This window comes from Streptomyces umbrinus (assembly GCF_030817415.1).
GTDB lineage: Bacteria > Actinomycetota > Actinomycetes > Streptomycetales > Streptomycetaceae > Streptomyces > Streptomyces umbrinus_A.
In genome coordinates this window covers 86279-101432 of the sequence record NZ_JAUSZI010000002.1, presented here as the reverse complement: position 1 = coordinate 101432, position 15154 = coordinate 86279, and the positions used below count along the sequence as shown (strand labels likewise).

Here is a 15154-nt window from a genome sequence, read left to right as displayed (position 1 = left end):
TCGACGAACGTGCGGCAGGGGTGGTCGGGGAACCTGACCGACGGCGCTGTCACGTTGTTGGCTGCGTGTGCCTCTGACGGCGCGTCGGGGCGTGGTGGGGGCCGGGTTCGGGCTGGTGCTCAGGCTCCGGCGGCCTGGTCGGTGGCGCCGGTGGCCTGGTCCCAGATGGCGAAGCGGGTGGTCATCTCGGCGCGGTATTCGGTGGCGGTCATCAGGTGGCGGCGTGGTCGGAAGTGCGGTGAGATGCCGCTGAACGCGGACAGGAACCGCTGGGCCCCGCCGGTACTGCGGAAGCCCTTCATCGCGCGTTCGCGCTGCCTCGTCGGCTGATGACTGTTCTCGGCCCGGTTGTTCAGGCCCTTGTGGGCGCGGTGTTCTACGGAGGGCCTGACCTCGCGGTGGGCCGCGCCGTAGGAGCGCAGCTTGTCGGTGACGACCACCCTCGGCACCGAGCAGGTCTTCTTGAGCAGTTTGCGGAAGAACCGCCTGGCCGCAGCGGTGTCCCGCCGGTTCTGGACCAAAATGTCGAGCACGTTGCCATCGGCGTCGACGGCCCACCACAGGTACTTCTGCTCTCCGTTGATCCTGAGGAAGACCTCGTCCAGGTGCCACTTGTCGCCCGGCTGCACACGCCGGCGGCGCAGGCCGTTGGCGTAGGCCTGCCCGAACTTCGTACACCAGCGGCGGACCGTCTCGTGGGAGACGAGCACGCCGCGCTCGCGCATCAGCTCCTCGACCTCGCGGAACGACAGCGGGAAGCGGAAGTACAGCCACACGCAGTGCGCGATGATCCCCACCGGGTACCGGTGCCCCTTGTACGACGGCGGCGCGCTGTCCACGGACCACCCCTCCCAGCATGACCAACCAGAAGATCATCCCACCCGGCCAGTCAACGTGACAGTGCCGTCCCTATTCATCCGTACGAAGGTGGGGACGTAACTGTGTACGCCGACACGCGTGCTCCCTGACGGGCATGACCGCCGCACCGAGCTGGCCGCTCGCCGTTCTCACGACCGGGTGGTGGGCCTGGGAGCGTCAGTCCTGGCTCCGCAGTATCCCGCCTGGCGTTTGAAGCACACCGGTCAGGATTCAGCCGCCGTGGACGCACGTGGGGCGGGTGTTTCATTCCGCTGGTGAGGTTGGTTTCTCGGTGGTCGTCCTCGCGATGGGCGTGGCCTGCGCGTGGGGTGAGGCGGATGCGGTGTCTGCTGCCGCGTCGGTCATCTTGAGGAGGGGGAGTGCGGCGATGAGCGTTCCCGCGGTGAGGAGGATGCTCAGGACGCCGACGCCCATGTTGTCCATGATCGCGCCGACGGCCAGGGGGCCGATGCCTCCGCCGAGTGCTCCGGCGCCGCTGAGGGCGGCCACCCACCGTCCGGTGGAGTCGATGACCGAGGCGGCGGCGAGTATCTGGACCAGGACGGCCAGCCAGCACGTCTGCCAGATGACGGCGGTGGCGATGAACAGGGTGGGGCTGTGGGTGACGATGAGGAGCCCCGTGCTGAACGCTTCGACGACGACGAACCCGGTCATCGAGCGCAGGCGGCCGAAACGCTTCACGGCGAGCGGTCCGGCTACGGCTCCGGCGAGTGCGACGACGCTGGAGAGGGCCAGGACGGCGGAGAGCACAGAGGCAGACATGCCGGTGTGGCCGCGCCCCAGGACGGAGGCGTAGGACCAGATTCCCTGCGTGACGGCCATCAGGAGGCCCGCGCCGACCAGTAGCACGGCGGAGGGACGGGCCGACCGGGAGGCTGCGTCGGGGGCGGTCGCGGAAGGACTGCCCGCCGGGCCCGAGCCGTCGGGGAGGTGGCCCACCAGGAACCAGCCAGGCAGGCAGCACACGGCCAGCAGGAAGAAGCCGGTTCCCCCGCCTGCGGACTCGTTGACGGCTGGGACGGCGAGGAGCAGCAGGGCACTCGCGAACAGCGCTCCGGTGATGGCGATCGAGGAGGTCTTGTCGGCGTCGTCGCCGACGCCGGCCAGGGCGGCGGTGGAGGCGGCGTAGACGGCTCCGAGTCCGGCGCCGAGCAGCAGACTGGCCACGATCAGCGTCAGCATGTCGAAAGCGATGGCGGCGCCGATGAATCCCGCGGCGGCCACGGCCAGCCCCTGGCGGGCCATCCGGACGCGTCCGGGGCGGGCGGCGCGGTTGGCGAGCAGGAGGGTGGTGATCGCGACCGCCGTCAGCTGGCTGGCGGCGACGAGTCCGGCGCTGGTGCTGGGCAGGTCGAAGCGGTCGGCGAAGTCGTCCACGAAGACGGGCATCACGTTACTGCCGCTGCTGCCGAGCGTGACTCCGGCGATCAGGGCAGCGGCGACGGTGAACGTCAGCGCGCTGTCGCTGTTCGTTTTCACTGAATGCCCTTTGCACGGAGGGCCGCCTGGCAGGCGGGTGTGGGAGCGGGAGGGAAGGGGAGCATCGCCGAACCTCAGAACTGGTAGGCGGTCGGGTGCCGTGTCCAGTACTGGAGCGGCGAAGGGAGCCTCCGGGCATAGGGAACCGGCCGAGGCTCGGGAGCGGGCAGATGCCGGGTGGCACCAGGGCCGGGTGTGCGGTGTGCGCCGAAGGCTTGGCCCGGCCCGACGGTCACCGGGTGATGCCGGCTCGGCACCGGCGCGTGAGTGGTACCCGGGCCTGGGCGGTCAGGCATTGACCTTCCGCAGCAGACGGGGCGGGAGCCGGGCCAGCAGGTATTCGACGACGGTCCAGGGCACTCGGGGCACTGTCGCGTGGACGGCGCCGGACTCGATGCGGTCCATGATCTTGCGGGCGCCCGTGCGGGTGTCGATGAGGAACGGCCGTTTGTCGCCCAGGGCTTCGTTGATCGGGGTGTCGATGTAGCCGGGGGCGACCGTGGTCACGGTGATGCCGCTGTTCCACAGCTCGCCTCGCAGCGACTGAAGGTACCTCGTGATCCCTGCCTTGGAGGCGCAGTACGGCGCCCCGCCCGGCAGGCCCGCCCCGGCCACGACGGAGGAAAAGCCCACCACCTGCCCGCCGCCCGTGCCGCGGAAGTGTGCGACGGCCGCGTCGATGGTCGCCATCGCACCCAGCAGATTGACCTCGACCACCGCGCGGTGCGCCTCGAAGCGGCCCTCCCCGATGTTGCCCCCCATGTCGACCCCCGCGTTGGCGATGACCATTCCGAGTCCACCGAACTGCCGGGCCGCGTCGTCGATCGTCCGCGCCACGGCCTCATGCTCGGTCACATCGAGGGCGGCCACGGTCACCGAACGCTGCGGGAAGGCGGCGGTGAGCTGTGCCCGCAGTTCTTCCAGGAGCTCGATTCTGCGCGCGGTGAGGTACACGTCGTAGCCGCGGACGCACAGCTCGGCTGCGAGCGCCTTGCCGATGCCCGAACTGGCACCGGTCAGGAACGCGGTTCTCGCGGGCAGCGGAGGCCGGCCCGGGTCGACGAAGGGCAGCTTCCCGAGCAGGCGGCGCGCGGTGGGCAGTCGGGTGGCTGTCATGTGCTGTCCTTCGTGAGTGTCGGAGAGGGGTAACGACCCCCAGCATGACCACTCGCCCAAAGGCCTGTCAACAGTGGTGACACCCATGATGACACCAACGTTAGCACCGTTGTTGACATCGATGGATCGGCAAGCCAGAGTGAGGTCGCCGAAGCTCGACATGTCCATGCGATGAAGGGGCTCAGTAATGCGCAATGAAGTGGGTGGATGGCTGCTGGGAGCCGCCGCGGCGGGCGCCGGGGCAGTGTGGCTGTGGCGCCACCAGGACGAGGTGATGACCCGCCGCCCGGTCAATGAGTGGACGTTCACTCACATGAATCTCCTCATGCCCACCGAAGACGTCCGCCGCGGCGGGAATATGTTCCCCCTGCCCCGGCGACCGCGCCCCCTGGAAGTGGCCTACGGCTTCGAGGGGCGGGAGCGGAGCCTTGCCGAACTGCATGCTCGAACGAACACCACCTCCTTCGTCGTGCTGCATGGCGGCGAGATCGTCCACGAGTCGTATCCGGGGTACTTCGCCGGCGACGACGTACGGTTCCAGATGTTCTCGATGACCAAGTCGGTGACGTCGATGCTGATCGGGATCGCCCTCGACGAGGGGGCGATCAAGGATGTGACCGATCCGGTGACGGTGTACTGCAGGGAGCTGGTGGGCTCCGCCTTCGACGGGGTGACCATCGAGCATCTGCTCGACATGAGCAGCGGGGTGGGTGACCTGGTGGAGGACTACACCGTTCGGGACAGTCTGATCAACCGGTTCGCCGAGGCCGCCACAGGGGGTGGCTCGCTGTACGAGGTCGTGTCCTCGGCCGAGCGTTCGACCGAGGCCGGCACGCAGTTCAGCTACTCGACGATCGACTCCCAGGTCCTGGGATGGGTGCTGGAGTCCGCCACCGGCCGCTCCCTCGCGCAGTACGCCACGGAGCGCCTCTGGAGCCGTATCGGCGCTGAGCACGACGCGTACTACTGGCTCACCCGGGGGCGTCCGCGTACCGCGATCGGCGGCGGCTCGCTCAATGCCACCGCCCGCGACATGGCCCGGCTGGGGCTGCTGATGTCCCGTGGCGGGGAGCTGAACGGGCAGCGCATCGTGCCCGGGGAATGGGTGGCGCGCAGTCGGGGTCGAGGGGTGGCGCACCTGGAGGTCGGCGCGCTGGGTCCCAGCGGCTACCCGCATTACGGGTACAGCAACAAGTGGTGGACACTCGGCGGCGAGCGACGTCCGTTCACCGGGGTGGGGATCCACGGCCAGTACCTGTATGTGGACCCGGAGGCCGACGTGGTGATCGTCAAGACCAGCGCGTGGCCGACGGCGGACGACCCCTCGCGTGACGCGGAGTCCGTCACGGCACTGCGGGCGGTGGCCGACCACCTGCAGGAGAACCACCGTTGACAACGCCGTCGATAAGATGGCAGTCATGACACGCGCGAAGACCAAATCGGCAGGAGCCACTCCCGTAGGACGGAAGCAGCGTCCGGCATCCTTCCTCACCCCGGATCTGATCCTGGACACCGCAAGGGCCGTGATCGAGAGAGACGGTCCGCAGGCGCTCACCTTCCGCCGGCTGGGCACCGAACTGGGCGCCGACCACACAGCCGTCCTGCGGCACTTCCGCGGTAAGGACGAGCTGCTGCTCGGCCTGGCCGCCCGGCTGGTCAGCGACGCCCTGCACGACTTCGCACCGTCGGAAAGCTGGCGCGAAACCCTCGCGTCGCTCGCCCGACGGATCCGCGCCGCATGCCTGCAGCACCCGGGTGTGGCCGTCCTGGTCGCGGCCCGCACCTCGCGGCGCGAGCCGGAGTTCCAGGGCGCCGACGTGGTCATCGGCGCCCTGCTCCAGGCCGGCCTCCAGGGACGCGAAGCGGCCTCGTACTACCGGGTCCTGGCCGATACGGCACTCGCCGCCGGCGCCTTCGAGGCTTCCTTCAACGTGCTGGACAAGGCCGCTCAGGAAGGCGACCGGCTGGCCTGGCGCCGCGAGTACCTGACGGCCTCGCCACAGCGGTACCCGAACCTGGCACAGGTCGCCCCCCATCTCGCGGAAATCGACGAAGAGGACCAGTTCGAGACCGCGCTCGGCCTGCTCCTCGACGCCGTGGAGCTCCGCGCACAGCGCGCCCGCGCAGCCCGCGCAGAAGGAAGCGAACACACGGAGAACTGACGCCTCGTCGGGTCAGCTGTAAGCCCCGGGCAGGTTCGAGATCCAGTACTTCACTGGCTCTGCATCTGCCTCGTCCTCGGGCCACTGGGCGATCAGGTGGACGAGTCCGATGACACCATCTGCGGCAGGCTTCGGCCGCCACCCCGCGAGCCGGACCCGCAGGAACACGAAACGGGAGGCCATGGAGGCTTTCGAGCCCTTGCGCCAGGTCACCGTCCCGGCCCGGCCGGTGTTGCCGGGCCAGGACCAGACGCGGACCGGATCCCGTCCCTTATGACGGCCATACCGATCACGATCTGCGGCAGGTCATCGCGGGAGTGCTTCGACTTGCCGAAGGTGCGGAACCCGGCCTGATCCGCGGGCTCGCCGTCCTCTTCAGCGAATGGGCGGTCATCCGTCAGGAGGCGGGGCCCTTGTCGTCGCGGGCGACGGACCCATCCGGCCCCTCCAGCTCGAAGTAGGTGCTGGTGGTGTCGAAGAACAGCAGATCGACCTCGAGGATGAGGAGTTCGCGACCTCGTCGAACACCCGCTTCTCCGGGTCGTCGGTCACCTCGTGGAGCCAGTCCATCGCCCGGTAGCATGCGTCGTCGCCGTTGGCCGGCAGGCCCTCGACATGCACGTCGTGCGTGACCCGGTCCGCGGCGGCCAGCTTCGACGACGGAGCCAGGGCCCGGTTCGCAACCACGGGACTTGAAGCCGCCTGGTTTCAGCCTGCGAACGTTTCTGCCCGCGAATCGTGCGAGACGTATTGACGTTGATCACCGGAACCTTAATCATCCAGTTGCCCGACACTTCGACCCTTGTTCGACATATCGGACAGGCGGTTGTGTCACACCGCCTCCGGACAGCCCCCGACGGGCCAAACCGGAATCGCCTGCTCAAGGATGACGAGGTCCCTATGCCCAGACACAGCTTCACCCGCAGACATCCGTCTGCGATGCTCGCCGCCGCGGTCGCGGCCCTGGCCGCGTTGGCGGCGCTGCTCGTCGCCAGCCCGGCTCAGGCGGCCACCACCGGCGACTTGCGCGGTGTTGATTCCGGCCGGTGTCTCGACGTGTCGGGCTTCAGTCAGACCGACGGCGCGAACGTGCACATCTGGGACTGCCACGGTGGAGTCAACCAGCAGTGGACGTTGACGGACAGCGACCAGCTGACCGTGTACGGCAACAAGTGCCTGGATGTCCGGGGCGGCGCCACCACGGCCGGGGCCCCGGTGCAGATCTGGACGTGCAACGGCAGTGACAACCAGCAGTGGCGGGTGAACCCCGACGGCACGGTCGTCGGCGTGCGGTCCGGGCTGTGCCTGGAGGTCTCGGGCTGGGGCAAGGCCAACGGCACGGGGGTGCAGATCTGGTCGTGCCACGGCGGTGCCAACCAGAAGTGGACCGGCCTGTCCGGGGTGAGCAACGCGTGTGCTCTTCCGTCGACGTACCGCTGGACCTCGACCGGCCCGCTGGCGCAGCCGGCGAACGGGCAGTCCGCGGTGAAGGACTTCGCCACCGTGAAGTACAACGGCAGGCACGTGGTCTACGCGACCACCGCCAACGAAAGCGGGTGGGGCTCGACGATGTTCAGTCCCTTCACGAACTGGTCGGACATGGGGGCGGCCACCCAGACCAAGACGAACCACACCGCGGTGGCGCCCGAACTGTTCTACCTCTCGACCAAGAACATCTGGGTGATGGTGTACCAGTGGCCGGCGTTCCTCTACAGCACGTCCAGCGACCCCACCGACCCCAACAGCTGGTCCGCCCCGCAGTCGCTGTTCACCGGCACCCTCCCCCCGAACCCCGATCCGAACAAGCACGACGCCCCGCTCGACGCGACCCTGATCGCCGACAACCAGAACATGTACATGTTCTTCGCCGGTGACAACGGCAAGATCTACCGGACGAGCATGCCGCTCGCGAACTTCCCCAGCAGCTTCGGCTCCTCGTACACGACGGTTATGAGCGACGAAACGGACTTTCTGTTCGAGGCGCCGGAGGTCTACAAGGTCCAGGGCCGGAACCAGTACCTCATGATCGTTGAGGCGTCGGGTACGAACCGCTACTTCCGCTCGTTCACCGCCTCCAGCCTGGACGGTCCGTGGACCGTCCAGGCCGGCAGCGAGAGCAGCCCCTTCGCGGGCCAGGCCAACAGCGGTTCCACCTGGGCCCAGGGCGTCAGCCACGGTGACCTGATCCGCAACAACCCCGACCAGACCATGACCATCGACCCCTGCAACCTGCAGTTCCTCTACCAGGGCCTCCTCAAGGACGTCCCGCCGGGCACCGAGTACATGCAACTGCCGTACCGGCCGGGCCTGCTCACCCTGCAGCGCTGACCCGCCTGATCACGGTGATCGCGATGTGGTGCGGTCCGCCGACGCGTGGACGAGCTGTCTACGGCGTGGGCGACTCCACCCGCTGACCGATACTCACCGCCTCGAGGAACCCCAGCCGCGCGTCGGCCGGGGTTCCTCCCTTTCGTGGTTCTCCCCCGCTGGCGCATGGCGGCGTAACGGGCAAGCGTGCACTGATCCGTACCTGACATCCGTGCGCAGTCCGGCAGGATGCGATGACGATCCCGCATTCGAGGAAGCCGTGGCCGAACGCCGCTGGTGCCCGGCTGGTCGGCCTGGTGGATCAAGTCGATGACGTCGTCCACCATGCCCTGGCGATTTGGCCCAGAGGCGGCCCAGCCCCGCCAAAAAAGCGAGGCATTATCAAATCCTGTGGACTGGCCGGGCAGTGGACGCACTGGCCCGCCCGCGTCCCACCGGGCTCCGCACCACAAGCCTGGTCCACGAGAACGCCCTGCTGGCCGTGCCCGACCGGCACCCGCTCGCCCAGCCGGAGTACGTGCCGCCGGACAACCTGCGAGGCCAGGTCTGGGCCAGCTGCCCACGGGCACGAGGTCCGCGAACAACCTTGACCGGGAGCGGTACCTCAGCTCCTCGCAGTGATCAACAGCTGGTCGCCCCCGGAAAACCTGGCACCGGTACTCGACTGGTTCATCCAGGCCTTGCGTGCCCAGGATATCGGGGTAGCGGCCCGGTCACGACGCGGCGTGTCCGGACCGGTTCACGTCACGCTGCCTTCGCCTGGACGGCGGGTACTGGGCTGGACCGCGGCCTGGCGGCAACTTCTGAGTGTCGGCGCGGCCGCCGTTACCGCGGGAGGCGATGCCGCGCGGCTTGACGTCGACCGGCCCGCCGCAGCCGCCGGACTCCTCCCGATATCACGCTGTACGGCAGCCAGGACGGTGTCGACATCCTGCTCAGCCGCCAGGAGGCACCGGCCACGGACGGCTCAGCCCCCTGCTTCCCGAGTGAGGCAGGGGGCCGAGCCGTCTCCGCCGTCAGGCGAGCGGCGGAAGCTGTTCGCCCTGGACGGCCTGGAGGTCGATCCCGACGCGGAGCGTGGTGCCGATGGCGGCCATGCCGACCTGGACGACCTGGTTGTAGTTCATCGCGAAGTCCTCGCGCGGCAGTTCCACGGTGGCCCGGAACGCGGCCCGTGGGCCGCCCCACGGGTCGGGACCGGTGCCGAGGCAGGCCAGGTCCAGGGCAACGACCCGGGCCTTGTTTGTATCCTGACCGCCGACGCCGGCGCGGAGGCCGACGGCCCGGCGCGCACGCCACGGGTGGGTGGCGTTGCTGCCGGGCCGTCAGTCACTCACGCGGTCTCACTTCCCGTGCACAGCCCTGCGGCGACGTCCGCGAAGTACCAGCACGCCGCCGGCGACGATGACCAGCAGGCCACCGATGGCGCTGTACGTGACAGCGGTGCTCGCCCCGGTGGAAGCCAGGGGGCCGAACGTGTTGCTGCTGCTGCCGCTCGGAGACGGCCGGCCGACGGGCGCGCCGTTCTCCGCCTGCGCACGGCTGCCGGTCTTGCCGGCGGCGGAGACGAGCGGCGCGGCGGCGGTCGGCGTGGGGGCGGGCGACGGCTTGTCAGCGCCGGCGGTCCCCGACGCGGGCTTCAGCTGAAGAGTCGTGATCGAGTACGGCGGCAGCTTCTGTGCGCCCGCCGTGCCCCGCTTCGCCGTCGTCAGGGAGGTGTCTCCCTTGGCATACGAAACGGTCGTGACCGCCCCTGCGGCCGGGGTGAATCCGGCGTACGAGAGCGACACCTGCGCCGCGTCCTTCGGGCTCTTGTTGATCAGCATGACGTTCAGACCGCCCTTGCTGCTCCGCACCGCGTGCACGGCGACCGACGAGTTGCGCGAGGACGACTTGACCATGGTGTCGCCAGGCTTCGCCAGTGCGGTCAGCGAGCGGATACCCCAGTAGGTGGGGAAGGGCGTGTCGCGCGGCGGTTCGCACTTCCCCCCGGCGCAGGTTCCGGCGGAGAGAATGCCCCCGTCCTGGTAGTCGGTCTCGCCGTGGACGGTGGTGGGAGCTTCGCCCGAGCCGTTGCGCAGGTTCCACCAGTCCACGTGGGTGGCACCCTGCTCGAACCAGGTCATGTAGGTGTCCGGCGCGAACAGGGCCGCGGCCTGGCTGGTCAAGGCGGGCGAGCCGACGGCGTCGGTCTCGGTGACCGCGATCTCCACCGAAGCGGCGTTCGAGCCCGCGTACTTGGCGATCAGCGAGCGCAGCGAGGACCTGACACCGGCGATCTGGGAGGGGGTGTTCAGCAGGTCGGCAGTGGTGGTGCCGCCCGGATACCAGTGGACGATGACGAAGTCGATCGAGCGTCCCGCGATGGAGAGCACCGTGTTGTTCCAGTCGGCGGTGTCACCGGGAGCCTTCTCCGCATCCGGCCAGAAGCCGGGGGTGGTGAGCACCGCTCCGATCTTCACCTTCGGGTCCACGGCCTTCATCGCCTTCGAGTAGGCGACGAGGTTCTTCCCGTACTCCTTCGGGCTCTTGTCGGCGTGGTTGTCAGTTTCCCAGCCCTTGCCGTCGCCGTAGTGCCCGTTGCCGTAGACCTCGTTGCCGATCTCCCAGTACTTCACGCCGTAACCCTTGTCGACGTTAGCGTACTTGACCCAGTCGGCGGCCTCCTTGGGGGTGCCGGAACCGTAGTTCGCGGTCAGGATCGGCTGGGCGCCGACCTTCTTCGCGATGGCCATGAAGTGGTCGAAGTCGGTGTTGGAGGGGATCCAGCCCTTGCCGTCGCCGTAGGTATGGGTCTTCCAGTGGTAGTCGTCCGCGCCGGAGCCACCGGGATAGCGCAGCTGCCGAACTCCCGCGGCCTTCATCAGCGATGTCGCCTTGGCGCTCCCCATGTGCTCGTCGCCGTAGCCCGTGTTGAGGCCGAAAGCACTGCTGGGCACCGTGCCCAAGGAGGTACCGGCATCCACACGGATGCCGACGGTCGGCGCGGCGCCTGCGCTGGGCGCCAGGGCGCCGACACCGGCCGAGGCGGCGAGCACCGCCGCCGCCCCCACGACACAACGCCGGAGCATCCGGCTACGGCGGCGGGGCGTGCGACCCCGAGGCATCGGCTGCTCGGCGGATCTCGGGTCGTCTGGTGACACGTAGTGCTCCGATCGGGTGTTGAAACAGAGGGCGTAGCGCCGCTGACCACGGCTCGCCCTCGTCGGTACACCCCTAAGTGGCCAGTCGGAGCGGAAAGGTTGCCATCTCAATCGTTTTTCGCCGAGACGCGGTCGCACCGTCTCACCGGACCCCGTGACCCGGTGACACGCCCGGGCTCCCTTTCCACCTCGACGGCGCGAACCATCACATGCTTCCGGCCGCACACCGCCCCGCGGTGGCCGAGCGGCCGCACAGGAAGCACAGGAAAAGACAGACGGCGGCCGCCGCCACCGCGACGGGCGGCGGCGCGGCCCAGGCCCCACCGGCCGGCCGGAGCGTGGTGGCCGGAGCACCCGACGACCCGGCCACGCCGCATCACCACGCCCAGGAGAACACCCTTGGCAGGCGGGCGTTGAGCCGAGGGCCTGGCGTGTCAGGTGGTCGCGCTCGGCGAGGTTGGGTGCCTTGTGGGCCGCCTCGGCGTACAGCCGAGCCGCCGTCGCCAGGTCGCCGTCGCGCTCGTGGAGGTACGCCGCCACCGCGGCGTGGCGGGGCATGGGATATCCCCTGCTCGAAGAGCTTGGGGAGGAGACGTCCAGCGCCGCGAGCGCCGCCAGGCCGGCGCGGTGGCCGTCGGCCAGGCCGACGGCCACCGCGCGGTTGAGCCGGACGACCGGGCTGTCGGTCAGGCGCATCAGCTCGTCGTACCACTCGACGATCTGCATCCAGTCGGTCTCCTCGGAGGTGGGCGCGTCGGCCTGGTCGTGGGTGGATGACTTCGGTGAAGATCGTCGGTCACCGGGAAACGTCGCGGTTTGTGAGGACGAGCAGGGACCTCACCAGGGCGGTCGCCCACGTCGGGTCGGTGCGGACCTTGCCGAGCCCGCGCCCGCACTGCTACCTACCCCTCACGCCAAAGACCCTTGCACGACGGGAACTTGAAGCCGCCTGGTTTCAGCCTGCGAACGTTTCTGCTCGCGAATCGCGTGAGAGGTATTGACGTTGATCACCGGAACCTTAATCATCCAGTTGCTCGACACTTCGACCCTTGTTCGACATATCGGGCAGTCGGGGTCGTGCCACACCGCCTCCGGACAGCCTCTGACGGGCTAAACCGGAGTCGCTTGCTCAAGGATGACGAGGTCCTTATGCCCAGACACAGTTTCAGCCGCAGACATCCGTCTGCGATGCTCGCCGCTGCGGTCGCGGCCCTGGCCGCGTTGGCGGCGCTGCTCGTCGCCGGCCCGGCTCAGGCGGCCACCACCAGCGACGTGCGCGGTGTTGATTCCGGCAAGTGTCTCGACGTGTCGGGCTTCAGCCAGGCCGACGGCGCGAACGTGCAGATCTGGGACTGCCACGGCGGTATCAACCAGCAGTGGACGTTGTCGGACAGCAACCAGCTGACCGTGTACGGCAACAAGTGCCTAGATGTCCGGGGCGGCGCCACCATGTCCGGGACCCCGGTGCAGATCTGGACGTGCAACGGCAGTGACAACCAGCAGTGGCGGGTGAACCCCGACGGCACGGTCGTCGGCGTGCGGTCCGGGCTGTGCCTGGAGGCCTCGGGCTGGGGCAAGGCCAACGGCACGGGAGTGCAGCTCTGGTCGTGCCACGGCGGCGCCAACCAGAAGTGGACCGGCCTGTCCGGGACGGGCAACACGTGTGCTCTTCCGTCGACCTACCGCTGGACCTCGACCGGCCCGCTGGCGCAGTCGAAGGCGGGGTGGGCCTCGCTCAAGGACTTCACCAGCGTCGTCCACAACGGCAAGCACGTCGTCTATGCCACGACGCACGACACCGTCGCCGGTGAGAATGGGCGCTGGGGATTGACGACCTTCAGCCCCTTCACGAACTGGTCCGACATGGCCACCGCCACCCAGAACAAGATTCCCTTCGACGGCATCGCGCCGACGCTGTTCTACTTCGCCCCGAAGAACATCTGGGTGCTCGCCTACAACGGGGGCTGGCCCTACAGCTTCTCCTACCGCACCTCTAGCGACCCCACCAACCCCAACGGCTGGGGCCCGCAGCAGGATCTCTTCACGACCACCCTCCCGGACGTTATTGATCCCGACGGCACGCGCCGGAAGAGGGGCCCCCTCGACGTGACCCTCATCGGCGACGACACGAACATGTACATGTTCTTCGCCGACGACGAGGGCGGCATCTACCGCGCCAGCATGCCCATCGGCAACTTCCCGGGCACCTTCGGTTCGTTCACGAAGATCATGAGCGACACGGCGCTCAACCTGTTCGAGGCGCCGGAGGTCTACAAGGTCAAGGGCCAGAACCAGTACCTCATGATCGTCGAGGCCCAGAATTACACCGGGTATGGTCGCTACTTCCGCTCGTTCACGGCCACCAGCCTCGACGGCACCTGGACACCGCAGCCGCAGGCCAACACCGTGACCAGCCCCTTCGCCGGCAGTGCCAACAGCGGCGCGACGGCCTGGACCAGGGACATCAGCCACGGCGATGTGGTTCGCACCAACCCCGACCAGACCAAGACCATTGACCCCTGCAATCTGCAGTTCCTCTACCAGGGGCGCGACCCCCGCACCGACGGCGGGGACTACGGCACCCTGCCGTACCGGCCGGGCGTGCTGACACTGCAGCGCTAGCCGGTGGCGTGACACAGGTCCGGCTCCGCTGTTCCTGACCTTCGCGGGCAACGACGTAGGGAGTGTAAATCTAACGGCGGATCCGACGATCATGGGAGCGACGTCAAGTGACTGACACCGCCGTGGAGTTGGAGACCGTGGAGCCTGTCGAGAGTGCCCAGTGTGGGCAGCCTGAGCCTGTGTCCGACGAGCAACTGGTCGCGATGCTGGTGGAGCGGGCCCGGTCGGAGGGGCTGCAGCTGACCGGGCAGGGTGGGCTGCTGCAGCAGCTGACCAAGCGGGTCCTGGAATCGGCCCTGGAAGGCGAGATCACCGATCACCTCGGTTATGAGAAGCATGATCCGGCTGGGAAGAACAACGGCAACAGCCGCAATGGCACCCGTGCCAAAACCGTGCTGACCGACGTCGGGCCGGTGGAAGTGAAGGTGCCTCGCGACACTGCCGGCAGCTTCGAGCCGCAGATCGTCAGGAAGCGGCAGCGGCCTCTGACCGGTGTCGACGAGATGGTGCTGTCGTTGTCTGCGAAGGGTCTTACGCACGGAGAGATATCGGCTCATCTCGCTGAGGTGTACGGCGCCGAGGTGTCCAAACAGACGGTCTCCACCATCACCGACAAAGTGATGGAGGGCATGGCCGAGTGGCAGAACCGGCCGCTCGACCGCGTCTATCCGGTCCTGTTCGTGGACGCCATCAACGTCAAGATCAGGGACGGGAAGGTCGCGAACCGTCCGGTCTACGTCGTGATGGCGGTGACCGTGGACGGCACCCGCGACATCCTCGGCATCTGGGCCGGCGACGGCGGTGAGGGCGCGAAGTACTGGCTGCACGTGTTCACCGAGCTGAAGAACCGCGGCCTGGATGACGTGTTGATGCTGGTCTGCGACGGGCTCAAGGGCCTTCCCGAGGCCGTGGAGACCGTCTGGCCTCGCACGATTGTCCAGACGTGTGTGGTTCATCTGCTGCGGAACTCGTTCCGATACGCCGCCCGTCAGGACTGGGACAAGATCGCCAAGGCTCTCAAGCCCGTCTACACCGCGCCCAGCGAAGACGCGGCTACGGAGCGGTTCCTGGAGTTCCAGGAGGCGTGGGGCCGGAAGTATCCAGCGATCGTGAAGCTGTGGTCGGACGCCTGGGCCGAGTTCGTGCCGTTCCTCTCCTTCGACGTCGAGATCCGCAAGGTCATCTGCAGCACCAACGCGATCGAGAGCGTCAACGCTCGCATCCGCAGAGCCGTCCGCGCCCGCGGACACTTCCCCAACGAAGCCGCCGCCCTCAAGTGCATCTATATGGCGCTGATGAGCCTGGACCCGACCGGGAAGGGTCGCAAGCGGTGGACCATGCGCTGGAAAGCGCCCCTGAACGCGTTCCAGATCGCGTTCGAGGGCCGCCTGACCCCGAGCAACACCTGACCACTCAACAACCAAG

Annotated in this window: 10 protein-coding genes and 3 pseudogenes; 5 read left to right on the top strand and 8 right to left on the bottom strand. The window is 68.2% G+C overall.

Annotated elements, in window-relative coordinates:
• Positions 1–119: 119 nt before the first annotated feature.
• The 3 genes from QF035_RS01010 to QF035_RS01000 form a co-directional block, all read right to left on the bottom strand.
• A complete protein-coding gene (locus QF035_RS01010; protein ID WP_307517496.1) occupies positions 120–839 on the bottom strand; it encodes an IS6 family transposase in 720 nt (239 codons plus the stop codon).
• Positions 840–1122: 283 nt separating this feature from the next.
• Positions 1123–2358: an MFS transporter gene (locus QF035_RS01005; RefSeq protein ID WP_307517495.1), complete on the bottom strand. Its 1236-nt coding sequence runs from the start codon at positions 2356–2358 to the stop codon at positions 1123–1125.
• 288 nt (positions 2359–2646) lie between these two features.
• Entirely contained in the window at positions 2647–3474 is an 828-nt protein-coding gene (locus QF035_RS01000; protein ID WP_307517494.1) for an SDR family NAD(P)-dependent oxidoreductase, read from the bottom strand.
• Positions 3475–3661: 187 nt separating this feature from the next.
• Between QF035_RS01000 and QF035_RS00995 the strand changes: the two genes are divergently transcribed.
• Both QF035_RS00995 and QF035_RS00990 read left to right on the top strand, forming a co-directional pair.
• Positions 3662–4867, top strand: coding sequence for a serine hydrolase domain-containing protein (locus QF035_RS00995; protein WP_306934875.1), 1206 nt, complete (start codon positions 3662–3664; stop codon positions 4865–4867).
• A 25-nt stretch (positions 4868–4892) separates the two neighbouring features.
• The gene (locus QF035_RS00990; protein ID WP_306934878.1) at positions 4893–5636 is read left to right on the top strand and encodes a TetR/AcrR family transcriptional regulator; all 744 of its coding nucleotides are present in this window, start codon (positions 4893–4895) and stop codon (positions 5634–5636) included.
• Between the two features lie 12 nt (positions 5637–5648).
• Here QF035_RS00990 and QF035_RS00985 read toward each other — a convergent pair whose 3' ends face one another.
• Positions 5649–5819, bottom strand: a complete 171-nt coding sequence (locus tag QF035_RS00985) for a hypothetical protein (protein ID WP_306934880.1) — start codon at positions 5817–5819, stop codon at positions 5649–5651.
• A 42-nt stretch (positions 5820–5861) separates the two neighbouring features.
• A pseudogene (locus tag QF035_RS56185) lies at positions 5862–6323 on the bottom strand (IS1634 family transposase); the annotation flags it as partial.
• A gap of 213 nt (positions 6324–6536) precedes the next feature.
• Here QF035_RS56185 and QF035_RS00975 point away from each other — a divergent pair.
• Positions 6537–7964 (top strand): non-reducing end alpha-L-arabinofuranosidase family hydrolase, encoded by a 1428-nt coding sequence (locus QF035_RS00975; protein ID WP_307517493.1) that lies wholly within the window; start codon positions 6537–6539, stop codon positions 7962–7964.
• Positions 7965–8980: 1016 nt separating this feature from the next.
• Here the strand turns inward: QF035_RS00975 and QF035_RS00970 are convergent.
• The 3 genes and pseudogenes from QF035_RS00970 to QF035_RS00960 all read right to left on the bottom strand — a co-directional run.
• Positions 8981–9199 (bottom strand): annotated as a pseudogene (locus tag QF035_RS00970) (YceI family protein); the annotation flags it as partial.
• Positions 9200–9307: 108 nt separating this feature from the next.
• Complete coding sequence (locus tag QF035_RS00965; RefSeq protein WP_307517492.1) at positions 9308–11035, bottom strand: LPXTG cell wall anchor domain-containing protein; 1728 nt, start codon at positions 11033–11035, stop codon at positions 9308–9310.
• 448 nt (positions 11036–11483) lie between these two features.
• Positions 11484–11866: pseudogene (locus QF035_RS00960) on the bottom strand (RNA polymerase subunit sigma-24); the annotation flags it as partial.
• A 390-nt stretch (positions 11867–12256) separates the two neighbouring features.
• Between QF035_RS00960 and QF035_RS00955 the strand changes: the two are divergent.
• Both QF035_RS00955 and QF035_RS00950 read left to right on the top strand, forming a co-directional pair.
• On the top strand, positions 12257–13729 hold the full coding sequence (locus QF035_RS00955; RefSeq protein WP_307517490.1) for a non-reducing end alpha-L-arabinofuranosidase family hydrolase: 1473 nt from the start codon (positions 12257–12259) through the stop codon (positions 13727–13729).
• 203 nt (positions 13730–13932) lie between these two features.
• Positions 13933–15138 (top strand): IS256 family transposase, encoded by a 1206-nt coding sequence (locus tag QF035_RS00950; RefSeq protein WP_307530821.1) that lies wholly within the window; start codon positions 13933–13935, stop codon positions 15136–15138.
• Positions 15139–15154 lie beyond the last annotated feature (16 nt).

Coding starts and splice junctions, on each gene's coding strand:
- QF035_RS00990 (WP_306934878.1), top strand. CDS start 4,893: ATGACACGCGCGAAGACCAAATCGGCAGGAGCCACTCCCGTAGGACGG.
- QF035_RS00975 (WP_307517493.1), top strand. CDS start 6,537: ATGCCCAGACACAGCTTCACCCGCAGACATCCGTCTGCGATGCTCGCC.
- QF035_RS00965 (WP_307517492.1), bottom strand. CDS start 11,035: ATGCTCCGGCGTTGTGTCGTGGGGGCGGCGGCGGTGCTCGCCGCCTCG.
- QF035_RS00955 (WP_307517490.1), top strand. CDS start 12,257: ATGCCCAGACACAGTTTCAGCCGCAGACATCCGTCTGCGATGCTCGCC.
- QF035_RS01000 (WP_307517494.1), bottom strand. CDS start 3,474: ATGACAGCCACCCGACTGCCCACCGCGCGCCGCCTGCTCGGGAAGCTG.
- QF035_RS00995 (WP_306934875.1), top strand. CDS start 3,662: ATGCGCAATGAAGTGGGTGGATGGCTGCTGGGAGCCGCCGCGGCGGGC.
- QF035_RS00950 (WP_307530821.1), top strand. CDS start 13,933: ATGCTGGTGGAGCGGGCCCGGTCGGAGGGGCTGCAGCTGACCGGGCAG.
- QF035_RS00985 (WP_306934880.1), bottom strand. CDS start 5,819: ATGGCCTCCCGTTTCGTGTTCCTGCGGGTCCGGCTCGCGGGGTGGCGG.